Raw genomic sequence first — 25366 nt, 5'->3', positions numbered from 1 at the left:
TTTCCTTGCTTCAGAGTTCGAATGATATCCCGCTATGACATTCTCCCTTTTTGGTGACAAATTTACCCGCCACTCCGGCATTACACTGCTGATGGAAGATCTAAACGACGGTTTACGCACACCCGGCGCAATTATGCTCGGCGGCGGAAACCCGGCGCAGATCCCGGAAATGCAGGACTACTTCCAGACACTGCTGTCCGACATGCTGGAAAGCGGTAAAGCAACGGATGCGCTATGCAATTACGACGGCCCACAAGGAAAGACGGAGCTACTGTCGCTACTTGCCGGAATGCTACGTGAGAAACTAAGTTGGGATATCGAACCACAGAATATTGCACTAACAAATGGCAGCCAGAGCGCGTTTTTCTACTTATTTAATCTGTTTGCCGGACGCCGTGCCGATGGACGGATCAAAAAAGTGCTGTTCCCGCTGGCTCCGGAATACATTGGCTACGCGGACGCCGGACTGGAAGAAGATCTGTTCGTTTCTGCGCGCCCAAATATTGAACTGCTGCCAGAAGGTCAGTTTAAATATCACGTCGATTTTGAGCATCTGCACATTGGCGAAGAAACGGGGATGATTTGCGTCTCCCGACCGACGAACCCAACAGGCAATGTAATAACCGATGAAGAGTTGCTGAAACTAGATGCGCTGGCAAATCAGCACGGCATTCCGCTGGTGATTGATAACGCTTATGGCGTCCCGTTCCCTGGCATCATCTTCAGCGAAGCGCGCCCGCTGTGGAATCCGAATATCGTGCTGTGCATGAGCCTTTCCAAGCTGGGTCTGCCGGGTTCGCGCTGCGGCATTATCATCGCCAATGAAAAAATCATTACCGCCATCACCAATATGAACGGCATTATCAGCCTCGCACCTGGCGGTATTGGCCCGGCAATGATGTGTGAAATGATTAAGCGTAACGACCTGCTGCGCCTGTCAGAAACGGTGATTAAACCGTTTTACTACCAGCGTGTTCAGGAAACTATCGCCATCATTCGCCGCTATTTACCGGAAGATCGCTGCCTGATTCATAAACCTGAAGGGGCAATCTTCCTCTGGCTATGGTTTAAGGATTTGCCGATTACCACCGAGCAGCTTTATCAGCGCCTGAAAGCGCGCGGTGTACTGATGGTGCCGGGGCATAATTTCTTCCCCGGGCTGGATAAACCGTGGCCACACACGCATCAATGTATGCGCATGAATTACGTGCCGGAACCGGAAAAAATTGAGGCGGGTGTGAAGATTCTGGCGGAAGAGATTGAACGAGCCTGGGTTGAAAGCCATTAATGAGACTGATGGCAAACGCAAAATAGCCTGATTCGCTACGCTTATCAGGCCCACACGAATTATACAACATATTGAATTTGTGTGATTTTGTAGGCCGAATAAGGTGTTCAGGCTGTATCCGGCATAAACAAAGCGCGCTTTGCCAACCCTCTGATTAATACGTTATTCCGGCGTTGAGAAGCGCCGGAATAACGTCTCAAACAGGTTGCTGCTGTAGTCGTTGACGCTGGATTTTCTCGACATCCATACATTGCAACGCCTGTGTCGGGCAGGCTTCAACACAAGCCGGTCCCGTCGCCCGATGCCAGCAGAGATCGCACTTAATCGCCCTCGCCTTTGCACGCGATGAAACGACTTCCATCGCACCAAACGGACATGCCAGCATACAGCTTTTACAGCCAATACAACGTGATTGTTCCACGAAGATATGTCCATGTTCGCGGCGAATCGCGTCCACAGGGCAGACATTCGCGCACGGCGCATCTTCACACTGATGACAGGCTACTGCCGTGGTACAGGTATGGTCTTTGATGACACGAATACGCGAAATAAACTCGCCTGGTGACAACGCAGCGCAATCCTGATTCTCCTGATGCGACACTGCGCAGGCCACTTCACAGGTACGGCAACCGATACATTTCGTCGCATCCGCAATAATAAACCGGTTCATGATCACTCCTTTGCACTAAAACCGCAGCGTGCCAGAAAGCGCGCCATTATTGCTTTGATCCAACAAAGGGATTGTTACAGTTTTGTCACTTATCCCGGATATTATGTGATCACGCCCTGCTCCCGGACGGTAAATCCCAGCTCATTGGAGATAGCCTGGGCAGTTTCACGCAGTGGTTTCAGGAGATTCTTCTCCCCCACCTGTTTCAGACGCGACGTAGAAAGAGAGATAGATACGGCATACGGCACCCGTCCGTGAATATCAAATACTGGTGCAGCAACACAGGAAACACCGAGTTCATTCTCTTCTCTGTCCATCGCCACTCCACTTTCACGAATCTGCGCCAGTTCGTCAAACATCGCGGGCAAATCGGTAATGGTATTGCGGGTTAGCGGCTGGATCTCATTCAGATGGCTTTCCCAATACGATTTCACGTAATCCTGGTGACCAAATGCCATATAGATCTTACCCATCGCAGAGCAGTAGAGCGGCATATGCTGACCGATATAGGCGCGGGTTCGCAGCATACCGGTGGTAGGTTCGAGTTTATAAATCAAGATCGCGTGATCATCTTCGCGGCTGGAGAAGTTAATCGTTTCACCGGTGGCGATGTTCAGCGTCTCAAGATGCGGCGCAGCAATATGAATGATATTTAGCGATGACAGCGCCTTTTGCCCGACAGCAATAAATTTGGTCGTCAGGCGATAGCTGCCTGCTGCGGGCGCGGTGGTCACATAGCCACAGGACTGTAACCCCTGCAATAAGCGATGGACGGTGCTTTTATTCAGTCCAGCCAGTTCCGAGAGATGCGCCAGCGGACAACCGTTTGGGTAGTTGCTCAGGATCTCAATCAACATCAACCCCCGAAACAAGCTCTGACTTCCGGCAGGCCGCTCTTTATCCTGCGCTATCTCGTGCTCTTTTTTTCCCATCGCTTACCTCCCCTTTTTGGCGCGCCCTGATGGTAGCGCAAAGTGTGTCGCAGTTCACGATCTCAACAGATAAATTATAACTTTTTGATTTTTATGATTTTTGAAAATCATCAATCAGATTGCTTTGTTAAAAAGTGATCGATATATTTGAAATCAAATTTCGCATAGTGGAATTTTAAGCTAAAAAAGCGTTCAAAAAAACAAGGAAACCAGGGATGAAAGTGACATTTGAGCAGTTAAAAGCAGCCTTTAACCGGGTATTAGTTTCACGCGGCGTTGACAGCGAAACCGCCGATGCCTGTGCAGAAATGTTTGCCCGTACCACCGAATCCGGCGTTTATTCTCACGGCGTTAACCGTTTCCCGCGTTTTATCCAACAACTGGATAATGGCGATATCATCCCTGACGCCGGGGCCAAACGTATCACCAGCCTTGGGGCAATTGAGCAGTGGGATGCCCAGCGCTCAATCGGTAACCTGACGGCGAAAAAGATGATGGATCGCGCCATTGAACTGGCTGCACATCATGGGATTGGTCTGGTAGCGTTACGCAATGCCAACCACTGGATGCGCGGAGGCAGCTACGGCTGGCAGGCAGCGGAAAAAGGCTATATCGGCATCTGCTGGACCAACTCTATCGCGGTGATGCCACCGTGGGGTGCGAAAGAGTGTCGTATTGGCACCAACCCATTAATCGTCGCCATTCCTTCCACGCCGATCACCATGGTCGATATGTCGATGTCGATGTTCTCCTACGGCATGTTAGAGGTTAACCGTCTGGCGGGTCGTCAGTTACCGGTTGATGGTGGCTTTGACGATGAAGGCAATCTGACTAAAGAACCTGGCATAATCGAGAAAAATCGCCGCATTTTACCGATGGGTTACTGGAAAGGGTCCGGTATGTCGATTGTGCTGGATATGATCGCCACTCTGCTTTCCGACGGTGCCTCCGTTGCCGAAGTAACCGAAGATAACAGCGACGAATACGGTATCTCACAAATCTTCATCGCCATCGAAGTGGACAAACTGATCGACGGCACCACCCGCGACGCCAAATTGCAACGCATCATGGATTACGTTACCACCGCCGAGCGTGCTGACGAAAACCAGGCAATTCGTTTACCAGGCCACGAATTTACCACCCTGCTGGCAGAAAACCGTCGTAACGGCATCACGGTTGATGACAGCGTGTGGGCAAAAATCCAGGCGTTATAAGGAGACAGACCATGATATTTGGACATATCACGCAGCCTAATCCGTGCCTTTTACCCGCTGCCATCGAAAAGGCACTCGGTTTTCTGCGCACCACCAATTTCAATGCTCTGGAACCGGGCGTTGTTGAAATCGACGGTAAAAATATTTATGCGCAGATTATCGATTTAACCACTCGCGAAGCAGTAGAAAACCGTCCTGAAGTTCATCGTCGCTATTTGGACATTCAGTTCCTGGCGCGGGGCGAAGAGAAAATAGGTGTAGCCATTGATACCGGAAATAATAAAGTCAGCGAATATCTATTAGAACAGCGCGATATTATTTTTTATCACGACAGTGAACATGAATCATTTATCGAAATGATACCGGGTAGTTACGCTATTTTCTTCCCGCAGGATGTTCACCGCCCGGCATGTAATAAAAATGCCCCAGCGGCAATACGGAAAATCGTGGTTAAAGTAGCCCTCTCTGCTTTATAAAAAAGTTATTACTGGAGCACAAAATGAAAGCGAATAATGCCGGTTATATTATCGGCGCGTATCCCTGTGCACCTTCTTTTCACCAAAGAAGTGAAGAGGAAGAGAAGGAATTCTGGCGACAATTATCAGAGACCCCTGATATTCGCGGTCTGGAACAACCCTGCCTGGAAAATTTCCATCCTCTTGGCGATCAATGGTTACTCCGTCATACGCCAGAGAGTTGGCAATTTGTCGTCACCGCAGTAATGGAAACCATGCGTCGCCGCAGCGAAAACAACGGTTTTGGTCTCGCCTCCAGCGACGAAGAACAACGCAAGGCGTGCGTGGCGTACTACCGCCACCTGTTCAATAAAATCAACTCATTACCGGCTAATAAAGTGCTCGCACTTGAGATCCAGGCTGCACCATTAGCAACCAATCCCAATGTTATGCAAGCGACAGACGCTTTTGCCCGCTCGTTGAAAGAAATCGCCAACTGGGACTGGCCGTGCAAACTGGTGCTGGAACACTGCGACGCCATGACCTCCCCCGCTCCGCGTAAAGGTTTTTTGCCGTTAGAAAATGTTCTGGATGTCATTGCTGATTATGACATCAGCGTCTGTATCAACTGGGCACGTTCGGCCATTGAAGGACGCAATACCACATTACCGCTTACCCATGCCCTGATGGCAAAACAGGCCGGGAAACTCGGTGCGCTGATGTTCTCAGGAACCACACTCAACGGAGAATATGGTGAATGGCAAGACTTACACGCGCCATTCGCTCCTTTCTGCCCGCAAAGCCTGATGACCACAAAACATGTTAGCGAGTTATTTAATGTGGCAGAACCATCAACATTGCAATTTTCTGGCATCAAGTTATTAGAAATCCATGCTACTGCTGATGTTCATCACCGTATCGAAATATTACGTAACGGCATTCACTCTATGAATGAATGTCGTTAAATCGTTTCACTCATATATCGCATTAAATCTCTAATTAGTCGTTTCCAATAATTATTACGAATACCTACAACATTAATTAATGAAAACATATGACATAACAAGAAGGACTCGTTATGAAACGGATGCTCGAAGGCATTCTTGCGGTCATCATCGCAATACTGTCTTGTATTATTTTTATTAATATAATTCTTCGATATGGATTTCACACAAGCATATTATCGATTGATGAATTATCCCGACTTTTATTTGTCTGGTTAACATTTATTGGCGCTATCGTGGCGTTTATGGACAACAGCCATGTACAGGTTACTTTCTTAGTCGAAAAACTCTCACCCACTAATCAACAACGTGTTTCGCTGCTAACCCATACGCTTATTTTATTGCTTTGCCTGGGCCTGGCCTGGGGGGCAATAGAAAAAACAGCGCAAGACTGGAGTAACTTATCGCCCATTCTCGGCGTACCTGTTGGCTTAATGTATGCCGCCGCAATCCCCACTAGCCTGATTATCGCATTGCTGGAATTGCGCCATTTATACCGGCAGTTAACAAGTGCCCCCAGCCGAAACCAACAAGGAGCCTGACGATGACAATCCTTATATTTATTGTCAGTTTGTTAGGGGCTATCGCCATTGGTATTCCCATCGCCTGGGCATTATTACTGTGTGGCATTTCATTGATGTTCTGGATGGATATCTTTGATGTGCAAATTCTGGCGCAAACACTGGTCAATGGTGCAGACAGCTTCTCCCTGTTAGCCATCCCCTTCTTTGTACTGGCGGGTGAGATCATGAACGCGGGCGGCCTGTCGCAACGTATTGTCGACTTGCCGATGAAACTGGTAGGCCACAGACCGGGAGGTCTGGGTTACGTCGGCGTTCTTGCTGCGATGATCATGGCAAGCCTTTCTGGTTCTGCGGTTGCCGATACCGCTGCCGTCGCGGCACTGTTGGTGCCGATGATGCGTCAGGCCAACTATCCGGTAAACCGCGCCGCCGGGCTTATCGGATCGGGCGGTATTATCGCGGCCATTATTCCGCCATCTATTCCACTCATTATCTTCGGTGTCTCCAGTGGGTTATCCATCAGCAAACTGTTTATGGCTGGCATTGCGCCGGGCATCATGATGGGCATCACGCTGATGATTACCTGGTGGTGGCAGGCAAAACGGCTAAACCTGCCTTGCCAGCCGAAAGCCTCGCTGCGGGAAGTCTGGCAATCTTTAGTTTCCGGTATTTGGGCACTCTTTTTGCCAATAATTATTATTGGCGGTTTCCGTTCGGGATTATTCACACCAACAGAAGCTGGCGCGGTTGCGGCATTCTACGCCTTGTTTGTCTCGGTGGTGGTCTATCGCGAAATGACGTTCGCCACGCTTTACCATGTTTTGGTTAACGCGGCGAAAACCACTTCCGTGGTGATGTTCCTGGTGGCTTCCGCAGCGGTATCCGCATGGCTAATCACCATTGCTGAACTGCCGATGATGGTATCGGAGTTATTACAACCGTTGGTTGACTCGCCTCGCTTATTATTCATCGTAATTATGCTCGCCATTATGGTGATCAGTACAGTCATGGATTTAACTCCTACCGTATTAATTCTTACGCCGGTATTAATGCCATTAGTAAAAGAAGCGGGAATAGATCCTGTCTATTTTGGCATTATGTTTATTATTAACTGCTCAATTTCGCTAATTACGCCCCCGGTTGGTAACGTACTTAACGTCATATGCGGTGTTGCGAAGCTTAAATTTGACGATGCTGTAAAAGGCGTTGCGCCTTACGTCATGGTTTTATTCATGTTGTTAGCATTATTTATTTTTATCCCAGAATTAATTACCGCCCCACTAAAATGGATGAGCTAAAAGGAAAATATTATGAAATTACGTTCTGTAACCTACGCTTTATTAATTGCCGGAGTGGCTACATTCAGTACATCTTCTCTGGCGGCACAATCATTACGTTTCGGTTATGAAACATCACAAACCGATTCGCAACATATTGCGGCAAAAAAATTCAATGAATTATTGCAAGAGAAAACCAAAGGTGAGCTGAAATTAAAACTGTTCCCGGACAGTACCCTCGGCAATGCACAGGCGATGATCAGTGGTGTGCGCGGTGGCACCATTGATATGGAGATGTCCGGCTCGAATAACTTTGCGGGACTCTCACCCGTGATAAACCTGCTGGATGTACCTTTCCTGTTCCGCGATACCGCCCACGCGCATAAAACCCTCGATGGCAAAGTGGGCGACGAGTTGAAAGCCTCCCTCGAAGGCAAAGGACTGAAAGTACTGGCGTACTGGGAAAACGGCTGGCGTGATGTGACTAACTCTCGCGCGCCGGTAAAAACCCCTGCAGACCTGAAAGGACTGAAGATTCGCACCAACAACAGCCCGATGAATATCGCCGCATTTAAAGTGTTCGGTGCCAACCCAATCCCGATGCCATTTGCTGAAGTCTATACCGGCCTGGAAACTCGCACCATCGACGCGCAAGAGCATCCGATCAACGTCGTCTGGTCAGCAAAATTTTACGAAGTACAAAAGCACCTTTCTCTGACACATCACGCTTATTCACCGCTTCTGGTGGTGATCAACAAAGCGAAGTTTGATGGCTTAAGCCCGCAGATGCAGGAAGCTCTGGTCTCCTCCGCGCAAGAAGCGGGTAGCTACCAGCGCAAACTGGTTGCTGAAGATCAGCAAAAAATCATCGACGGTATGAAAGACGCCGGTGTAGAAGTCATCACCGATCTTGACCGCAAAGCCTTTAGCGACGCCCTGGGTACTCAGATCCGCGACATGTTTGTTAAAGATGTTCCGCAGGGTGCTGATCTGCTGAAAGCCGTGGATGAGGTGCAATAAACCATGACGCAATACTGGCTGGGGTTAGATTGTGGCGGTAGCTGGCTAAAAGCCGGACTGTATGACCGCGAAGGCCGGGAGGCGGGCGTGCAGCGCCTGCCGCTGTGCGCATTAAGCCCGCAGCCAGGTTGGGTAGAGCGCGATATGGCAGAACTGTGGCAATGCTGCACTTCCGTCATTCGCGATCTGCTTGCAAATACCGGTGTCAGTGGTGCTCAAATTATCGGCATCGGCATTTCGGCACAAGGTAAGGGATTGTTTCTACTAGATAAAAATAACAACCCGCTCGGTAACGCCATTTTATCCTCTGACCGCCGGGCGATGGCAATCGTTCGTCGCTGGCAGGAAGAAGACGTACCGGAAAAGCTCTACCCACTGACCCGACAAACGCTGTGGACCGGGCATCCTGTGTCGCTGCTACGTTGGCTGAAAGAGCTCGAACCAGAACGCTATGCACAAATTGGCTGCGTGATGATGACACATGACTACCTGCGCTGGTGTTTAACCGGCGTAAAAGGCTGCGAAGAGAGCAATATTTCGGAGTCCAATCTCTACAACATGAGCAGCGGGCAATATGACCCACGCCTCACCGACTGGCTGGGGATCAGTGAAATCAATCACGCCCTGCCGCCTATTGTCGGTTCAGCCGAAATTTGCGGGGAAATCACCGCTCAGACAGCCGAATTGACCGGTCTGGAAGCGGGTACGCCCGTTGTCGGCGGTCTGTTTGATGTGGTTTCCACCGCGCTCTGCGCCGGGATCGACGACGAATTTACCCTCAACGCAGTGATGGGCACCTGGGCGGTGACCAGCGGCATAACCCGCGGTTTAGGTGACGGTGAAGCGCATCCGTATGTCTATGGTCGCTACGTTAATGACGGTGAATTTATCGTTCACGAAGCCAGCCCCACCTCTTCCGGCAATCTCGAATGGTTTACCGCGCAGTGGGGAGAAATCTCGTTTGATGAGATTAACCAGGCCGTTGCCAGCTTGCCGAAAGCCAGTGGCGATCTCTTTTTCCTGCCGTTCCTGTACGGCAGCAACGCCGGACTCGAGATGACCAGCGGTTTCTACGGTATGCAGGCGATACACACCCGCGCACATCTGTTACAGGCCATTTATGAAGGTGTGGTGTTCAGTCACATGACGCATCTCAACCGGATGCGTGAACGTTTTACCGATGTGCATACCCTTCGCGTCACTGGTGGCCCTGCGCATTCTGATGTCTGGATGCAAATGCTGGCAGATGTCAGCGGCTTACGCATTGAACTGCCGCAGGTAGAAGAAACCGGATGTTTTGGCGCGGCGCTTGCCGCCCGCGTCGGTACGGGGGTTTATCGCAATTTCAATGAAGCCCAGCGCAGCTTGCAGCATCCGGTACGCACACTGCTACCGGACATGACCGCACATCAGCATTACCAACAAAAATATCAACGCTATCAACATTTAATTGCCGCAATTCAGGGCTATCACGTCCATATCAAGGAGCATCATTTATGAGCCAACCTTTTCTACAACTGGCCCTCGACCACTCATCGCTTGAAGCCGCACAGCGCGACGTGACGCTGTTAAAAGACAGCGTCGATATCGTCGAAGCGGGCACCATTCTCTGCTTAAACGAAGGGCTTGGCGCGGTGAGAGCCTTGCGTGAACAGTGCCCGAACAAAATCATCGTCGCTGACTGGAAAGTTGCCGACGCCGGTGAAACGCTCGCTCAACAGGCGTTTAGCGCGGGAGCCAACTGGATGACCATTATCTGCGCCGCACCGCTCGCCACGGTAGAAAAAGGCCATGCGATGGCGCAACGCTACGGCGGTGAAATTCAGATTGAACTATTCGGCAACTGGACGCTGGACGACGCCTGCGACTGGTATCGAATTGGCGTGCGACAAGCGATTTATCATCGTGGTCGCGACGCGCAGGCCAGCGGGCAGCAGTGGGGCGAGACCGATCTGGCACGTATGAAGGCACTTTCTGATATCGGCCTCGAACTTTCTATTACCGGCGGAATTACCCCTGCCGACCTGCCGCTATTTAAAGATATCCGCGTGAAGGCGTTTATTGCCGGGCGAGCGCTGACGGGCGCAGCAAATCCGACACAGGTTGCTGCCGATTTCCATGCGCAAATCGATACTATCTGGGGAGGCGCGCGTGCGTAATCATCCGTTAGGTATTTATGAAAAAGCACTGGCAAAAAATCTCTCCTGGCCAGAGCGGTTGGTGCTGACAAAAAGCTGCGGTTTTGATTTTGTCGAAATGTCGGTGGATGAAACCGACGAACGGCTGTCACGCCTTGACTGGAGCACCGCGCAAAGGGCTTCGCTGGTCACCGCGATGATCGAAACAGGCGTTGCCATTCCATCAATGTGCCTTTCTGCCCATCGCCGTTTTCCTTTTGGCAGCCGTGACGAGGCGGTACGCCAGCGAGCACGGGAGATCATGAGCAAAGCGATTCGTCTGGCACGCGATCTCGGTATTCGTACCATTCAACTGGCGGGCTACGACGTCTATTACGAAGACCATGACGAAGGCACACAGCAACGGTTTGCTGAAGGGCTGGCGTGGGCGGTTGAACAGGCGGCGGCATCGCAAGTGATGCTGGCGGTGGAGATTATGGACACCGCGTTTATGAACTCCATCAGCAAGTGGAAAAAATGGGATGAAATGCTCGCCTCGCCGTGGTTCACCGTCTACCCGGACGTCGGCAACCTTAGCGCCTGGGGCAATGATGTTCCCGCTGAACTGAAATTGGGGATTGACCGTATCGCGGCTATTCACCTGAAAGACACTCAACCCGTTACCGAACAAAGCCCCGGACAGTTTCGTGATGTGCCGTTTGGCGAAGGCTGTGTCGATTTTGTTGGCATTTTCAAAACGCTGCATGAGCTGAACTATCGCGGATCATTTCTGATTGAGATGTGGACCGAAAAAGCCAACGAGCCGGTGCTGGAGATTATTCAGGCGCGGCGCTGGATTGAAGCACGTATGCAGGAGGCCGGATTTATATGTTAGAGCAACTAAAAGCCGAAGTGTTGGCGGCGAACCTGGCGCTTCCCGCTCATCATCTGGTGACGTTCACCTGGGGCAATGTCAGCGCGGTAGACGAAACGCGACAATGGATGGTGATCAAGCCTTCCGGTGTCGAGTACGACGTGATGACCGCCGATGATATGGTGGTGATTGAAATAGCCAGCGGTAAGGTGGTGGAAGGCAGCAAAAAGCCCTCTTCCGACACGCCAACGCATCTGGCACTCTACCGTCGCTATGCAGAAATCAGCGGTATTGTGCATACCCACTCGCGCCACGCCACTATCTGGTCGCAGGCCGGGCTGGATCTCCCCGCCTGGGGCACCACGCACGCCGATTACTTCTATGGTGCCATCCCCTGCACGCGCCTGATGACCGCAGAGGAGATCAACGGCGAGTATGAATACCAGACCGGCGAAGTGATCATTGAAACTTTCGAAGAACGCGGCAGGAGTCCAGCGCAAATTCCGGCGGTGCTGGTGCATTCTCACGGCCCGTTCGCCTGGGGAAAAATGCCGCCGATGCGGTGCATAATGCCGTAGTACTGGAAGAATGCGCCTATATGGGCCTGTTCTCACGCCAACTCGCGCCGCAGCTTCCTGCCATGCAAAACGAACTGCTGGATAAACACTACCTGCGTAAGCATGGGGCCAATGCCTATTACGGACAATAATCTCTCACGCCGGGGCTTCATCGCCCCGGTACTATGAATTGATATGCTCCCGATTACATTGCGCACAAAAATCAGAAACGTTTAACGCAGGCGATTATAGTTACCGACCAGTTCATTATAAGCTTGTAATGATTTCGGATATGAGTCCTCGACCATCCAGCTTGTGTTTGCGTCCTGAAGTTTCTTTTTATCCCAGTCAGAATACGGGACTTTATCTCTGATACGACGAACATATTTTTTAGATGCAATTTGATATCGGTCTGCTGCCCCTGTGAAGAGAGAATTCATACTGTCTTTACTCACTTCTTTGGCTTGCGCCACCAGCGTTTCAAGTTCAGCCACTTTCTTCATTGCCGCTTCTGCATCAAACTTCTCTTGCGATATCAGGTTATTAATTTGTTTCGCTGAAATCATGGCAGCCAGAGAGTAGTAGTGGAATGTTTTCCCTTCTCTTTGTTCAATATTTTTCAGTTCTACAAGCTGACGCTTATCATTAATTTCCTGAATTGCCGCATGATAAGATTCTGCTACAGGTTCAAAGGCTTCAAGATTTTTTAAGAATGTCTGGTGCAGCGTTTTCCCTTTGGCAAACGCATCGTCTTTATAATTTTCCTGGGTGTAATATTTATCCATTTCATTAATAGTATTCCCCAGCGCGACTGCGGTATTAATATAATTCAACGCTACGCCATCAATAGGTTGCAGCTCAGGCGTTAACGCCACAACACTTTTCACGCCTTTTTCGCACTCAGAAAGACTGGATTCACTAATGCCGTAGATGCCATAAACATGACTCTCTTTGCCCGTTGGTCCCTGTTTAAAATCTTTCAGCCAGTCGGCATAACGCGCCAGACTGCGCTGTACCGGGATCTGTAACTTGTTGTAGCACTTGATATAGATATCCATTTTTTCGTCGAAAACCGCTTGTTCATCGACCACCGGTTGCGCAGGTGTTTCAGGTTTAGCTTCTGCTTTTGCAACGGGGGCTTCTGTAGGTTTCGCTTCAGGAGCAGGTGCGGCAGGTTGACTATTGGCGGGCGGGGGAGTTTCTGTTTCGGCTTTTTTATCATCACAGCCAGTGATACCGAGGGCCATTATGGCGGCTATAATAGCGGAAGATAATAAATTCCTTTTCATTTAATTGCCTTATAAATATATAGATAAGAGAGTAAATATAATAAAGGAAAAAATGAAATGTCACTACGCACGTTTTGTTTATAAATAAACACATATAATTCACAGAATGAATAAGCTCTGCAATTTAATATATAAATCGCAGAACTTAATTTAATTAACAGTTCAGCCGTTGCGGAGGGGGAGTTTCCTGCTCCCCATTATTTAAGCCCCGATTACATCCCATAACGTTCAGAAATAGCAGCATGCTTCTCTTCATTCGCACCGGCTTCTTTGGCAAGACGCCACCAGCACAACGGATGTTCCCAGTCAGCGGTCAATTCACTCAGGCTCTTATCGATATCACCTTTAGAAACTGAACGCGGTGCACTGATGACAAAGTAGAACGCAGACAGCGGCTGTGCATCTTCTCCCTGATGACTGTCCGTTAACGTATAGTCATCATTACTGTTGCTCCAGTAGTACCAGTTTCGTTCACGGAGCGCCTCACGGAAGGTATTAAACTGTTCTTCACCAGGCATAACACCTTCGCAGAACCAGGACTCGCCGTACCCGGTCGGGATAATGGTTTGCAGGCACCCATAGAGCGGAGTGAAATTCTTCTGCTCTTCTTCGTCTTCTGGTCGGGTATTCAACATTTCCGCATCGAAAACGACAATTTCATCAACATGTTGTGGGAAATCGGTCCGGTAAGTCGGCTCTATAATCCTTGCCGTTACCGGCCCAATCCGCTGGGCATAGTAATAGCGGTATTCGAAGTTTTCCCGGAAACGGATGTTCAATAACCCCCATTTTTCGTCGATAAAACCTTCGCCTTCCGTAAGTTCTATTTCCAGCTCGGCTGCAATAGCACGCACCAGATCCCATTGTTGTAAGATGCTGGCGGTCGCCATGATATCCCACTGGAGATTGCGAATATCTTCTTCACGGCTAATCAAAAGCTGCTGTAATTGCTGTAAATAATCCAGTTGCCGATCCCAGGCATCCTGTTTTTGCGCCGCCCAGGAGCACATACGATAAGCGCCTGGCCACTCACGCCCTTTTGCGTTTTTCAGCAATTGTTGACCAATTGTCTCCAGTTCACTCCAGTCTTCCTGTTGGTTGATCACTCGCGCGCGGAACCACAGCGCCATATGTAGCAGCCCCGCCTGTTCATACAGCTTCGCCAGGTGCTCAATGGTTTGCTGATCGCCACGGTTAAGCAACAAATCCAGCAGGTCGAAACAGAGACCGTTATCTTCCTCAATATGACTTTCAACGTAACATTGCAAAAGTTCGATCGACTCATTGATCGCATTACAGGCGTTTAATGCATTGACCAGTTTGCCCAGCAATTCCGCATCATCTGGCGTGTTCAGGTAAGCACGACGGAATACCTCTACGTCTTTTTCTGGATCTGGCTGCGTTTCTTCATCGCTATTTTCAGATGCTTCCACTATCGGGCGAGCAAGCAACTCCGCCTCTTTGGCGGCGATTTTTTCGCTGAGTTCGAGAAATTCACGATCGACACCCAATAACGCGCGTAATTTCGGCATGTGCCGCTGGGCCAGTTTCATCGCCATTTTAGCAACCCAGACAGATTCACGTTCCAGCGCGAGGGTGATTTGCAGTTTTGCCAGATCAACCACTTTGCGGTGCGCCCCAGCCTGCGAACGATGCTCCAGCATTTGTTGGATAATGCGCGCCAGTTGCCAGTGGTTTCTCTGCGGATGGCGAGGAAGCAGTACGGTAATAATCTTTACCCACATGCCCCATGAATAGGGAGTCAGATCTGACCAACGCGGCAATTCCTTCCAGACTTCTTCGTCCTGTCCGCATAACGCCATGATGTACAGTTTTTTCAACTGATAACTGATACGGTCGCGTCCCCAGTAATCATTTTCTTCTGCCAGTTCATCAATCAATTTGCGTGCTTCATCGTAACGCTGAAGGGCAACCAAAATATCGGCACGGGTCGCCAGCAGCGCTTCTAAATATTCACTCCCCGCTGCGTTTACCGCGTCGATTTGCCTGTCGATATAAACCAACGCCTCTTCTGTTTTGTTGGAGTCCACCAGTGCGCTGGCATATTCGCAGGATAAACACATAAAACAGCTCCAGGTCGGATCAATGCGCGCGATGGTCTCTTCACATACCGCCATGCGTTCATTAGCCCAGCCTGGGGCATCTATATTCTCGTAGCAGGCGGATAAATCCTGCGTAACGCAGATAGATTGCGGGCAATCTTTCGCCTCTTCCCGATGTGCTTTTTCAAACAGCGCCACCACATCAGGCAGCACTTTTTCGCCTTCTTCGTGGTTAGTCAGACGATGGCGCATTTCCCAGTGTCCGATAAATATTTCCAGCCACGGATTTTTTGCCACCTGATTAAGTGCTTTCATTTCCGGTAATAATGAATCGCACTTTTCCATTTGCAGATGCAAAACACCTTCTGAAAAATCATCAATAAGTTGCGGAATATATTCTTGCCCGGCATCGCGCAACTCTTGACTATATTTATTGTACCACTCCCATGTATCCATTTTATTTTCCTTGATTAATTAAAACAGGAATAACCTGAGTAAAATCTTCCAGTGCCTGGTGTAAATCCCACTGCTGCTCTTTATTACCGCTGGAACACAAAATCACTTTTAGCGATTTTAATAACCGTAATGCCGCCGCTGGTTGCTGTTGATGTTGTAATGCCGTCACCAGTTGCATGACGCAGGGATTATTAAGGTTGATATACAGACTTGATGTTTTGGTCTTTTGGATTTGCGAGGTAAATTGCCGCGCCAGCATTAACGCCGCGGTGCTGATGCGCTTATCGGCATCATCCTGCTCAAGAATTTGTTTTAATTCCGCTTCCCGGTCTGGCGTGACGACTAACGGTAAAACGGCCGGTTCGAAGCGGGAAATAATTAATTGCTCACCATCGCAGAGCTGCTCTTCCAGATACGCAACCTGCTCTTCGGGCAACTCCGCCAGGCTGAACAACTGCTCATTACCCGTTTGCGTACCGACTTCGATAATCCGGCAGTGATATAACAGCGCCCAACGGCGTAAAAATGGCACCACGGCATAGCGATCGCCACGCGCAACGGGTCGTTGCAGAATGTGGAACAACATCTCTTCAAAACCGCCGTCGCGGCTTAACAGAATATGAATGCTGTTATTGATGCGTAAATCTTTCGCCAGCAACGCTCCTTTTGAGGTTGGCACCTGCAAACGGTCTTTCAGCAAATCAAACAGACGATCATCACACAATGCCGCACCCAGTAACGCCTCGTTATGGCGCATTAATACCCGTCGCCATATTTCTGGCTGGTTTTGTGCGAGATCGGACAAACCAGAGATCAGCGACTCTTTTAACGCCTCCTGCACCGCAACCCAGGTTTCATCTCGCTGAAGATCTTCCCGGCTCGCCGTCGGCGTCAGTTTCGATGATTCAATCACACCGCCAATAAAACCGGCCCAGGGCGGTAACAGCTCACGCGCTTCGTCATCGAGTAACATGCCGCGCAAAAACAACGACAGGTTGCGGTTATCGCTGGTGCCATAAGTTGCACCATCCTGAATCCATAAAATCCCGACGGCATCGCTCATCCCCGCCGGTACTACCGGAATGGTACAAATCGGTTCGAAGGAGGATTCAAACTGGGCGGCAAAGGCGAGATTTTTACGCTGCACCAACGCGCGGTGCATGGTTACGCCTTCGGGGGCAACTTCACGCCACGGCGGCTGGAGTTTATTCACCGGCTCGCTGGCATCGCCCACATAGACCGGCTCGTGCAGCAATATGCAGTAGCGGGAAAGAACGCGGTTCAGCAAATTGTTACTCGCCAGATGGCTGTACTCTTCTTTGAGCGTCAGAATGACCTGCGTACCCGGAGCCGAGTTTTGATGCGGGGTAACGGTGTATTTTTGCCCGTCGGTAGAGTGGTATTTCCAGCTCTGATCCGGCGTTTGCCAGGATGTGGTCAACACCGTGACCTCTTTTGCCAGCACAAAGGCCGACAAAAAGCCGAGGCCGAACATGCCAATGAGTCCCGTATCGTCATCCTGCTGGCGTAACATTCGGGTATAACCCACACCAACCGTTGCCAGAAAGCCATGAATTTCACTTTCCGTCAGGCCTGCGCCGGTATCGCTAATGGTGATGGTGGACTTCGCCACGTCAGCTACCACACGGATTAGATTGTCCTTTGGTGCATCAGGTTGCTCAATCCTGCGACGCACAATTGCATCATGCCCGTTCTGCACCAGTTCGCGCACGGCAACCACAGGTGTGGAGTAAAGATGCTTGCTGAGCACCTCAATTAAGCCGTTTAAATTAACTTCTGTTGAATATGAACTGCCTGGTAACTGTAATGTACTCATTTTTCAATACTCATAATCCATCACCCACTATTGAAAATACATTGAGGTTGACAACAAACACGAAATTGCCTGATGCGCTGCGCTTATCAGGCCTATGGAATTCATTAAATCTGTACGATTTACAGGTCGGATGAGGCGTTTTCGCCGCATCCGACAAAAATATTTTGCATTTTGTCAGTAATACTTATTGCTGTTTTTAATGCTGGAATAAAATTGTTGTTTCCCTTTACTCATTAGTTACACGTTTTTATTTATTGATACGATGATTAGTTCAAAACGTCCATATAAATAATATCATTAATTCATCACGTAACGTGAGAGAAGTATATCTTTAACCGCCGGAGTTAACGAGTATATTTACTACAAATAAACAGTAATTATATTTAAATGCTGAATAATATGTTGAGGATTATTTAATAAAAAAATAAAACCGCAACCCGTAATCAGAATTGCGGTATTTTTTAATGATGAATTAAACGCTGAGGATGGGTATAAACCGTTGCCCTGCCTGGCTTACAAAAGCCCACTAATGTCAGGTTACAACGCTCAGCAACTTCCACCGCCAACGTTGTCGCGGCAGACACCGCAAACAAAATCTCTACGCCGCACATCGCTGACTTTTGTACCATTTCATAACTGGCACGACTGGAAACCAGCACCGCACCTTGCAGCCAGCTTTCGCCTTCCCGCGCCCGGCGACCCAGCAGTTTATCCAACGCTACATGGCGACCCACGTCTTCATGTCCGCCCACCAGTTCACCAGAAGGCAGCATCCAGGCAGCGGCGTGCGTACAACCAGTCAATTGCCCCACGGGCTGGAAGTCATTGAGATGACGTAATGCGTCATCCAGTTTGTTGAGATCAAAGGTCTGGGTGAACGGCAGTGGCTGCACCGGTTTACCAATGTCATTAAGTTGCTCTACGCCACAGACACCACAGCCCGTGCGCCCGGCCAGCGCCCGGCGGCGCTCTTTCAGCCCCATAAAGCGGCGGCTGGAAAGCTCGATTTGCACTTCAAGACCGTTACAGGAAGGAACAACGTCCATACCGAAGATATCACGCGGGTTTTCGATAATTCCTTCTGAAAGCGAAAAACCGAGCGCAAAGAGCTCAAGGTCTTTTGGCGAGGCCATCATCACCACATGCGAAATACCGTTGTAGACCAACGCAACGGGAACTTCTTCCGCGACTTCATCAAGCCGGGAATGTTGTAAATCATCACGCCGCCATAACTCAATTTGACGCATCCCTGTGATATTTGTCACATTTTCGATTTCTTTTTGCTGTGTTTTTTTCACTTTCTCTTAACCAGATAAGAACACACACACCAAGATTATGGTATTCTGTTACAAACCCTTCCTGGATGGAGGGAAATTGAGCCAATTCTGGACCTTTGCGGCCTCTTCCGCAAAGAAAAATAACTCCCACTCCCTGCACGCGCAGCAAGCGAATGTAAATGGGACGTGACAATGTCGAAACAAGGAGCAATCCATGCAGGTCAGCAGAAGGCAGTTCTTTAAGATCTGCGCTGGCGGTATGGCAGGCACCACGGCAGCGGCACTGGGTTTCGCACCCAGCGTAGCACTCGCGGAGACAAGGCAGTATAAACTGCTGCGCACCCGCGAAACCCGTAATACCTGCACCTATTGTTCTGTTGGTTGTGGGCTGCTGATGTACAGCCTCGGTGACGGAGCAAAAAACGCCAAAGCATCTATCTTCCATATCGAAGGTGACCCGGATCACCCGGTCAACCGCGGTGCGCTTTGTCCGAAAGGCGCTGGCCTGGTGGATTTCATCCACTCCGAAAGCCGTCTGAAGTTCCCGGAATACCGTGCACCTGGTTCTGATAAATGGCAGCAAATCAGTTGGGAAGAGGCGTTTGATCGCATCGCCAAACTGATGAAAGAAGACCGCGATGCTAACTACATTGCGCAAAACGCCGAAGGCGTGACTGTTAACCGCTGGCTCTCCACCGGGATGCTGTGTGCTTCCGCGTCGAGTAACGAAACCGGCTATTTAACGCAAAAATTCTCGCGCGCGCTGGGTATGCTCGCGGTCGACAACCAGGCGCGTGTCTGACACGGACCAACGGTAGCAAGTCTTGCTCCAACATTTGGTCGCGGTGCGATGACCAACCACTGGGTCGACATCAAGAACGCCAACCTTGTTGTGGTGATGGGCGGTAATGCCGCTGAAGCTCACCCGGTCGGATTCCGCTGGGCGATGGAAGCCAAAATTCACAACGGCGCGAAGCTGATTGTGATCGATCCTCGCTTTACGCGTACGGCAGCGGTGGCTGACTACTATGCCCCTATTCGTTCCGGTACTGACATTGCTTTCCTGTCAGGCGTATTGCTGTACCTGCTGAACAATGAAAAATTCAACCGCGAATACACCGAAGCCTATACCAACGCCAGCCTGATCGTGCGTGAGGATTACGGCTTTGAAGATGGCCTGTTCACCGGCTACGACGCGGAAAAACGCAAGTACGATAAGTCTAGCTGGACTTATGAACTGGACGAAAACGGCTTTGCCAAACGCGATACCACGTTGCAACACCCACGTTGCGTATGGAACCTGCTGAAACAGCACGTTTCCCGTTATACGCCAGATGTGGTTGAAAACATTTGTGGTACGCCAAAAGACGCGTTCCTGAAAGTCTGCGAATACATCGCAGAAACCAGTGCTCACGATAAAACCGCCTCGTTCCTCTACGCGCTCGGCTGGACGCAACACTCCGTTGGTGCACAGAACATCCGCACGATGGCGATGATCCAGTTGCTGCTCGGCAATATGGGGATGGCAGGCGGTGGCGTTAACGCCCTGCGCGGTCACTCCAACATTCAGGGGCTGACGGATCTGGGGCTGCTGTCGCAGAGCCTGCCGGGTTACATGACGCTACCGAGCGAGAAGCAAACCGATTTGCAAACCTACCTCGCCGCCAGCACGCCGAAACCGCTGCTGGAAGGTCAGGTCAACTACTGGAGCAACTACCCGAAATTCTTCGTCTCGATGATGAAAGCATTCTTTGGCGATAAAGCAACGGCGGAAAATAGCTGGGGCTTTGACTGGTTGCCGAAGTGGGATAAAGGCTACGACGTCCTGCAATACTTCGAGATGATGAAAGAGGGCAAGGTCAATGGCTATATCTGCCAGGGCTTTAACCCGGTTGCCTCATTCCCGAACAAAAACAAAGTGATCGGTTGTCTGTCGAAACTGAAGTTCCTCGTGACCATCGACCCGCTGAACACTGAAACCTCTAACTTCTGGCAGAACCACGGTGAGCTGAACGAAGTCGATTCTTCGAAGATCCAGACCGAAGTGTTCCGTCTGCCATCGACCTGCTTCGCGGAAGAAAACGGTTCTATCGTTAACTCCGGTCGCTGGTTGCAGTGGCACTGGAAAGGCGCGGACGCCCCGGGGATTGCGCTGACTGATGGCGAAATCCTTTCCGGTATCTTCCTGCGCTTGCGCAAGATGTATGCCGAACAGGGCGGCGCAAATCCGGATCAGGTGCTGAACATGACCTGGAACTACGCCATTCCGCATGAGCCATCTTCAGAAGAAGTGGCGATGGAGAGCAACGGTAAGGCGCTGGCCGATATTACCGACCCGGCAACCGGAGCGGTCATTGTTAAAAAAGGCCAACAACTTAGCTCGTTTGCCCAACTGCGTGATGACGGAACAACCTCCTGTGGCTGCTGGATTTTCGCCGGTAGCTGGACGCCGGAAGGCAACCAGATGGCGCGTCGTGATAACGCCGATCCGTCTGGCCTCGGTAACACGTTGGGCTGGGCATGGGCATGGCCGCTTAACCGCCGCATTCTGTATAACCGCGCCTCCGCAGACCCGCAGGGTAACCCGTGGGATCCGAAGCGTCAGTTGCTGAAATGGGACGGCACCAAGTGGACCGGCTGGGATATTCCAGACTACAGCGCAGCGCCTCCGGGCAGCGGCGTCGGGCCGTTTATCATGCAGCAGGAAGGCATGGGCCGTCTGTTTGCCCTCGATAAGATGGCGGAGGGGCCGTTCCCGGAACACTACGAGCCGTTTGAAACGCCGCTGGGGACTAACCCGCTGCATCCAAACGTTATCTCAAACCCGGCTGCGCGTATCTTTAAAGATGACGCTGAAGCATTAGGTAAAGCCGATAAGTTCCCGTATGTCGGAACCACCTATCGTCTGACCGAGCATTTCCACTACTGGACTAAACACGCGCTGTTGAACGCGATTTTGCAGCCAGAGCAGTTTGTGGAAATCGGTGAGTCGCTGGCGAACAAACTTGGCATTGCCCAGGGCGATACCGTGAAAGTCTCCTCCAACCGCGGCTATATCAAAGCCAAAGCAGTGGTGACCAAACGTATTCGCACGCTGAAAGCGAACGGCAAAGATATCGATACCATCGGTATTCCGATTCACTGGGGCTATGAAGGCGTAGCGAAAAAAGGCTTTATTGCCAATACGTTGACGCCATTCGTCGGTGATGCGAACACGCAGACGCCGGAGTTTAAATCCTTCCTCGTGAATGTGGAAAAGGTGGATACCTAATAGATTTCAGATTGCAGGGAGCTGGCAACGCCATGAAGACCGGGAGCAGAAACACTATGTGACCGGGATGAATAAGGAAGCCAGCGAACCTGCAAGCTGAAAGATGAAGGGTACGGAGACGAAATATGGCTTACCAATCTCAAGATATCATTCGTCGTTCCGCGACTAACGGTCTGACCCCCGCCCCTCAGGCGCGGGATTTCCAGGAAGAAGTGGCGAAACTCATCGACGTCACCACCTGTATCGGCTGTAAAGCCTGTCAGGTGGCGTGTTCAGAGTGGAACGACATTCGCGATACCGTCGGCAATAACATAGGGGTGTATGACAACCCTAATGATTTAAGCGCCAAATCGTGGACGGTGATGCGCTTCTCGGAAGTGGAGCAAAACGACAAACTGGAATGGCTGATCCGCAAAGACGGCTGTATGCACTGTTCCGATCCAGGCTGCCTGAAAGCGTGCCCGGCGGAAGGGGCAATTATTCAGTATGCCAACGGTATCGTCGACTTCCAGTCCGAGCAGTGCATTGGCTGCGGTTATTGTATCGCGGGCTGTCCGTTCGATATTCCTCGCCTCAATCCGGAAGACAACCGCGTCTACAAATGCACGCTGTGCGTAGACCGTGTAGTGGTTGGGCAAGAACCGGCCTGCGTGAAGACCTGCCCGACAGGCGCGATTCACTTCGGTACGAAAGAGTCGATGAAAACGCTGGCGAGCGAGCGCGTGGCTGAGCTGAAAACCCGCGGTTACGACAATGCAGGTCTGTACGATCCGGCTGGCGTCGGTGGTACACACGTGATGTATGTGTTGCACCATGCTGACAAGCCGAATCTGTATCATGGCTTGCCGGAAAATCCGGAAATCAGCCAAACCGTAAAATTCTGGAAAGGCATCTGGAAACCGCTCGCGGCTGTTGGCTTTGCAGCTACCTTTGCGGCCAGTATCTTCCACTACGTGGGTGTCGGTCCGAACCGTGCGGATGAGGAAGAGAATAATCTGCACGAAGAGAAAGACGAGGAGCGCAAATGAAACGACGTGACACCATCGTGCGCTACACCGCACCGGAACGTATCAACCACTGGATCACCGCCTTCTGCTTCATCCTGGCGGCGGTAAGCGGGATGGGATTTTTGTTCCCCTCTTTCAACTGGTTGATGCAAATCATGGGCACGCCGCAACTGGCGCGAATTCTGCACCCGTTTGTTGGCGTGGTTATGTTTGCCTCGTTCATCATCATGTTTTTCCGTTACTGGCATCACAACCTAATCAATCGGGATGATATCTTTTGGGCGAAGAATATTCGTAAGATCGTCGTCAACGAGGAAGTAGGTGACACCGGGCGTTATAACTTCGGTCAGAAATGCGTTTTCTGGGCGGCAATTATTTTCCTGGTCCTGCTGCTGGTGAGCGGTGTGATTATCTGGCGTCCTTATTTTGCGCCTGCTTTCTCAATCCCGGTGATCCGATTCGCGTTAATGCTGCATTCATTTGCCGCAGTGGCGTTAATTGTGGTTATCATGGTGCATATCTACGCCGCCCTTTGGGTGAAAGGCACGATTACCGCCATGGTGGAAGGATGGGTTACCAGCGCATGGGCGAAGAAACACCATCCACGCTGGTATCGTGAAGTCCGCAAGACAACGGAAAAGAAAGCTGAATGAGTATTCGCATAATCCCGCAAGATGAGCTGGGTTCGAGCGAGAAACGTACGGCGGATATGATTCCGCCGTTATTGTTCCCTCGGCTCAAAAATTTATACAACCGCCGCGCCGAGCGTCTGCGCGAGCTGGCAGAAAATAATCCGCTGGGTGATTACCTGCGCTTTGCTGCGCTTATCGCCCACGCCCAGGAAGTGGTGCTGTACGACCATCCGCTGGAGATGGATCTGACCACACGCATTAAAGAAGCAAGCGCACAGGGCAAGCCACCGCTGGATATTCACGTACTGCCGCGTGATAAGCACTGGCAAAAACTGCTGATGGCGCTGATTGCTGAACTGAAACCTGAAATGAGCGGTCCGGCGCTGGCTGTGATTGAGAATCTGGAGAAGGCATCGACCCAGGAACTGGAAGATATGGCCAACGCGCTGTTTACCTCTGATTTCTCGTCAGTCAGCAGTGATAAAGCGCCGTTTATCTGGGCCGCGTTGTCGCTCTATTGGGCACAGATGGCTAATCTGATCCCTGGCAAAGCCCGTGCAGAATATGGCGAACAACGTCAGTACTGCCCGGTTTGTGGTTCGATGCCGGTTTCCAGCATGGTGCAAATCGGCACGACTCAGGGCCTGCGTTATCTGCACTGCAACCTGTGCGAAACCGAATGGCACGTGGTGCGCGTAAAATGCAGCAACTGCGAACAGAGCGGCAAACTGCACTACTGGTCGCTGGATGACGAACAGGCTGCAATTAAAGCCGAAAGCTGTGATGACTGCGGCACTTACCTGAAGATTCTTTATCAGGAAAAAGATCCAAAAGTTGAAGCTGTGGCGGATGACCTCGCCTCTCTGGTACTGGACGCGCGAATGGAGCAAGAAGGCTACGCCCGCAGTTCCATCAACCCGTTCCTGTTCCCGGGTGAAGGGGAGTAATCTCTGACGTTTTCCGGGGGGCACAGGTCGCCCGGATTACAGTTCATAGGGTGTGACAACACCTGCTATTCCCGCAAAATCTCTCGTATTTCGCGTTACCAGTTCGCAGCCATAAATCTGTGCCGTTGCCAGAATAATGGCATCTGGCTTTTTGATTTTATATTCAAGAATGAAAAAGTCTTTTTGTCATTCCTCATGCACCTTACACGGATTCTTCAACACCTGGCGCCTCCCCCTTTTGCCTGCCTCCCTTTGCCTTACGTACCGGAAATTGCTGCCGCTCCAGATATTGCTCCACCGCTTCGCGTAAAATTGCAGATCGTGAAACTTTACGCCAGCCCCTGAGTTTGTTCAGTCTTTTAATTGCCTCTTCTGACAAATGAAGAAAAACCGTATTCATCGCCATCGTTACCACCTAACATATACTGTTAATTAATGTATGAAACTTACACTGGAAAATTAATTAACGAAAGCTGGTTTCCGCATGTGGTTTTGTTTTTGCGAGACACTTTCCAGAAACAATGCAACAGTTACAGTTATTTTAATTATTATTAAAAAATCGTTTAGCATCGCCCATGATTGTTTATTACTCTTAATTAGGTCGGATCGCATCCACAGAAAAGCGACAACAAATAATAAGGCCGAGTTATGGTGC

20 protein-coding genes and 3 pseudogenes are annotated in these 25366 nt (G+C 50.4%); 15 read left to right on the top strand and 8 right to left on the bottom strand.

Features of this window, described 5'->3' with window-relative positions; translation table 11 throughout:
* Window positions 1-34: 34 nt before the first annotated feature.
* Window positions 35-1288 carry a valine--pyruvate transaminase gene (avtA, locus tag A1WG_RS12325; protein WP_000144329.1) on the top strand — a complete coding sequence of 418 codons (1254 nt, stop codon included), beginning with the start codon at window positions 35-37 and terminating at the stop codon, window positions 1286-1288.
* A 196-nt stretch (window positions 1289-1484) separates the two neighbouring features.
* On the opposite strand, the gene A1WG_RS12330 is transcribed toward avtA, so the two are convergent.
* Both A1WG_RS12330 and yiaJ read right to left on the bottom strand, forming a co-directional pair.
* A complete protein-coding gene (locus A1WG_RS12330) occupies window positions 1485-1958 on the bottom strand; it encodes a 4Fe-4S dicluster domain-containing protein (protein WP_001517331.1) in 474 nt (157 codons plus the stop codon).
* Between the two features lie 101 nt (window positions 1959-2059).
* Entirely contained in the window at window positions 2060-2890 is an 831-nt protein-coding gene (gene yiaJ / locus A1WG_RS12335; RefSeq protein WP_000516596.1) for an IclR family transcriptional regulator YiaJ, read from the bottom strand.
* Between the two features lie 215 nt (window positions 2891-3105).
* Here yiaJ and yiaK point away from each other — a divergent pair, with 215 nt between their 5' ends.
* The 10 genes and pseudogenes from yiaK (at window position 3106) to araD (ending at window position 12084) form a co-directional block, all read left to right on the top strand.
* Window positions 3106-4104, top strand: coding sequence for a 3-dehydro-L-gulonate 2-dehydrogenase (gene yiaK / locus A1WG_RS12340; protein WP_000869057.1), 999 nt, complete (start codon window positions 3106-3108; stop codon window positions 4102-4104).
* Between the two features lie 11 nt (window positions 4105-4115).
* Window positions 4116-4580: a NanQ anomerase/TabA/YiaL family protein gene (locus tag A1WG_RS12345; RefSeq protein ID WP_000576113.1), complete on the top strand. Its 465-nt coding sequence runs from the start codon at window positions 4116-4118 to the stop codon at window positions 4578-4580.
* Between the two features lie 23 nt (window positions 4581-4603).
* A complete protein-coding gene (locus A1WG_RS12350; protein ID WP_001517332.1) occupies window positions 4604-5524 on the top strand; it encodes a DUF4862 family protein in 921 nt (306 codons plus the stop codon).
* Between the two features lie 113 nt (window positions 5525-5637).
* Window positions 5638-6105 carry a 2,3-diketo-L-gulonate TRAP transporter small permease YiaM gene (gene yiaM, locus A1WG_RS12355; protein WP_000827290.1) on the top strand — a complete coding sequence of 156 codons (468 nt, stop codon included), beginning with the start codon at window positions 5638-5640 and terminating at the stop codon, window positions 6103-6105.
* 2 nt (window positions 6106-6107) lie between these two features.
* Window positions 6108-7385: a 2,3-diketo-L-gulonate TRAP transporter large permease YiaN gene (gene yiaN / locus A1WG_RS12360; protein WP_000153834.1), complete on the top strand. Its 1278-nt coding sequence runs from the start codon at window positions 6108-6110 to the stop codon at window positions 7383-7385.
* A 12-nt stretch (window positions 7386-7397) separates the two neighbouring features.
* Window positions 7398-8384: a 2,3-diketo-L-gulonate TRAP transporter substrate-binding protein YiaO gene (gene yiaO / locus A1WG_RS12365; protein ID WP_000776924.1), complete on the top strand. Its 987-nt coding sequence runs from the start codon at window positions 7398-7400 to the stop codon at window positions 8382-8384.
* A 3-nt stretch (window positions 8385-8387) separates the two neighbouring features.
* Window positions 8388-9884: an FGGY-family carbohydrate kinase gene (locus A1WG_RS12370; RefSeq protein ID WP_001517333.1), complete on the top strand. Its 1497-nt coding sequence runs from the start codon at window positions 8388-8390 to the stop codon at window positions 9882-9884.
* The gene (gene ulaD, locus A1WG_RS12375; RefSeq protein WP_001517334.1) at window positions 9881-10543 is read left to right on the top strand and encodes a 3-keto-L-gulonate-6-phosphate decarboxylase UlaD; all 663 of its coding nucleotides are present in this window, start codon (window positions 9881-9883) and stop codon (window positions 10541-10543) included. The genes A1WG_RS12370 and ulaD overlap by 4 nt, the downstream gene beginning before the upstream one ends.
* Window positions 10536-11396, top strand: a complete 861-nt coding sequence (locus A1WG_RS12380) for an L-ribulose-5-phosphate 3-epimerase (protein WP_001517335.1) — start codon at window positions 10536-10538, stop codon at window positions 11394-11396. The genes ulaD and A1WG_RS12380 overlap by 8 nt, the downstream gene beginning before the upstream one ends.
* A pseudogene (gene araD, locus A1WG_RS12385) lies at window positions 11390-12084 on the top strand (L-ribulose-5-phosphate 4-epimerase). Before A1WG_RS12380 ends, araD begins: the two are co-directional and overlap by 7 nt.
* 81 nt (window positions 12085-12165) lie before the next feature.
* Here the strand turns inward: araD and A1WG_RS12390 are convergent.
* The 4 genes from A1WG_RS12390 to fdhD all read right to left on the bottom strand — a co-directional run bounded on the left by A1WG_RS12390 (window position 12166) and on the right by fdhD (window position 18875).
* Window positions 12166-13221: a YiiG family protein gene (locus A1WG_RS12390; RefSeq protein ID WP_001517337.1), complete on the bottom strand. Its 1056-nt coding sequence runs from the start codon at window positions 13219-13221 to the stop codon at window positions 12166-12168.
* Between the two features lie 212 nt (window positions 13222-13433).
* A complete protein-coding gene (locus A1WG_RS12395) occupies window positions 13434-15740 on the bottom strand; it encodes a hypothetical protein (protein WP_001517338.1) in 2307 nt (768 codons plus the stop codon).
* A 1-nt stretch (window position 15741) separates the two neighbouring features.
* Window positions 15742-17577 (bottom strand): ATP-binding protein, encoded by a 1836-nt coding sequence (locus A1WG_RS12400; RefSeq protein WP_001517339.1) that lies wholly within the window; start codon window positions 17575-17577, stop codon window positions 15742-15744.
* 461 nt (window positions 17578-18038) lie between these two features.
* Window positions 18039-18875 carry a formate dehydrogenase accessory sulfurtransferase FdhD gene (gene fdhD / locus A1WG_RS12405; protein WP_000753581.1) on the bottom strand — a complete coding sequence of 279 codons (837 nt, stop codon included), beginning with the start codon at window positions 18873-18875 and terminating at the stop codon, window positions 18039-18041.
* 193 nt (window positions 18876-19068) lie between these two features.
* Here fdhD and fdnG point away from each other — a divergent pair, with 193 nt between their 5' ends.
* The 4 genes from fdnG to fdhE all read left to right on the top strand — a co-directional run bounded on the left by fdnG (window position 19069) and on the right by fdhE (window position 24711).
* A complete protein-coding gene (fdnG, locus tag A1WG_RS12415; RefSeq protein WP_077688246.1) occupies window positions 19069-22125 on the top strand; it encodes a formate dehydrogenase-N subunit alpha in 3057 nt (1018 codons plus the stop codon).
* Window positions 22126-22250: 125 nt separating this feature from the next.
* Window positions 22251-23153 (top strand): formate dehydrogenase O subunit beta, encoded by a 903-nt coding sequence (fdoH, locus tag A1WG_RS12420; RefSeq protein WP_000331381.1) that lies wholly within the window; start codon window positions 22251-22253, stop codon window positions 23151-23153.
* Window positions 23150-23785, top strand: coding sequence for a formate dehydrogenase cytochrome b556 subunit (fdoI, locus tag A1WG_RS12425; protein ID WP_000829020.1), 636 nt, complete (start codon window positions 23150-23152; stop codon window positions 23783-23785). The genes fdoH and fdoI overlap by 4 nt, the downstream gene beginning before the upstream one ends.
* Window positions 23782-24711 carry a formate dehydrogenase accessory protein FdhE gene (gene fdhE, locus A1WG_RS12430; protein ID WP_000027717.1) on the top strand — a complete coding sequence of 310 codons (930 nt, stop codon included), beginning with the start codon at window positions 23782-23784 and terminating at the stop codon, window positions 24709-24711. Before fdoI ends, fdhE begins: the two co-directional genes overlap by 4 nt.
* Window positions 24712-24747: 36 nt before the next feature.
* On the opposite strand, the pseudogene A1WG_RS23195 reads toward fdhE, so the two are convergent.
* Together A1WG_RS23195 and A1WG_RS12435 are read right to left on the bottom strand one after the other, a co-directional pair.
* Window positions 24748-24876: pseudogene (locus tag A1WG_RS23195) on the bottom strand (PIN domain-containing protein); the annotation flags it as partial.
* Window positions 24877-24897: 21 nt separating this feature from the next.
* Window positions 24898-25117, bottom strand: a pseudogene (locus A1WG_RS12435) (CopG family transcriptional regulator).
* Window positions 25118-25366: the final 249 nt, after the last annotated feature.

Origin of the sequence: Escherichia sp. KTE96 (genome assembly GCF_000408525.1) — a bacterium.
GTDB lineage: Bacteria > Pseudomonadota > Gammaproteobacteria > Enterobacterales > Enterobacteriaceae > Escherichia > Escherichia marmotae.
Note: the sequence above shows the minus strand (reverse complement) of the source record. Positions and strands in the feature narration are given on the sequence as shown.

What these genes read in the sequence shown, in the direction of transcription:
- A1WG_RS12345 (WP_000576113.1), top strand. Translation starts at nt 4,116, where the DNA reads ATGATATTTGGACATATCACGCAGCCTAATCCGTGCCTTTTACCCGCT.
- A1WG_RS12390 (WP_001517337.1), bottom strand. Translation starts at nt 13,221, where the DNA reads ATGAAAAGGAATTTATTATCTTCCGCTATTATAGCCGCCATAATGGCC.
- A1WG_RS12400 (WP_001517339.1), bottom strand. Translation starts at nt 17,577, where the DNA reads ATGAGTACATTACAGTTACCAGGCAGTTCATATTCAACAGAAGTTAAT.
- ulaD (WP_001517334.1), top strand. Translation starts at nt 9,881, where the DNA reads ATGAGCCAACCTTTTCTACAACTGGCCCTCGACCACTCATCGCTTGAA.
- yiaK (WP_000869057.1), top strand. Translation starts at nt 3,106, where the DNA reads ATGAAAGTGACATTTGAGCAGTTAAAAGCAGCCTTTAACCGGGTATTA.
- A1WG_RS12350 (WP_001517332.1), top strand. Translation starts at nt 4,604, where the DNA reads ATGAAAGCGAATAATGCCGGTTATATTATCGGCGCGTATCCCTGTGCA.
- yiaN (WP_000153834.1), top strand. Translation starts at nt 6,108, where the DNA reads ATGACAATCCTTATATTTATTGTCAGTTTGTTAGGGGCTATCGCCATT.
- fdoI (WP_000829020.1), top strand. Translation starts at nt 23,150, where the DNA reads ATGAAACGACGTGACACCATCGTGCGCTACACCGCACCGGAACGTATC.
- A1WG_RS12395 (WP_001517338.1), bottom strand. Translation starts at nt 15,740, where the DNA reads ATGGATACATGGGAGTGGTACAATAAATATAGTCAAGAGTTGCGCGAT.
- yiaO (WP_000776924.1), top strand. Translation starts at nt 7,398, where the DNA reads ATGAAATTACGTTCTGTAACCTACGCTTTATTAATTGCCGGAGTGGCT.
- avtA (WP_000144329.1), top strand. Translation starts at nt 35, where the DNA reads ATGACATTCTCCCTTTTTGGTGACAAATTTACCCGCCACTCCGGCATT.
- yiaJ (WP_000516596.1), bottom strand. Translation starts at nt 2,890, where the DNA reads ATGGGAAAAAAAGAGCACGAGATAGCGCAGGATAAAGAGCGGCCTGCC.
- A1WG_RS12330 (WP_001517331.1), bottom strand. Translation starts at nt 1,958, where the DNA reads ATGAACCGGTTTATTATTGCGGATGCGACGAAATGTATCGGTTGCCGT.
- fdhE (WP_000027717.1), top strand. Translation starts at nt 23,782, where the DNA reads ATGAGTATTCGCATAATCCCGCAAGATGAGCTGGGTTCGAGCGAGAAA.
- fdoH (WP_000331381.1), top strand. Translation starts at nt 22,251, where the DNA reads ATGGCTTACCAATCTCAAGATATCATTCGTCGTTCCGCGACTAACGGT.
- yiaM (WP_000827290.1), top strand. Translation starts at nt 5,638, where the DNA reads ATGAAACGGATGCTCGAAGGCATTCTTGCGGTCATCATCGCAATACTG.
- A1WG_RS12370 (WP_001517333.1), top strand. Translation starts at nt 8,388, where the DNA reads ATGACGCAATACTGGCTGGGGTTAGATTGTGGCGGTAGCTGGCTAAAA.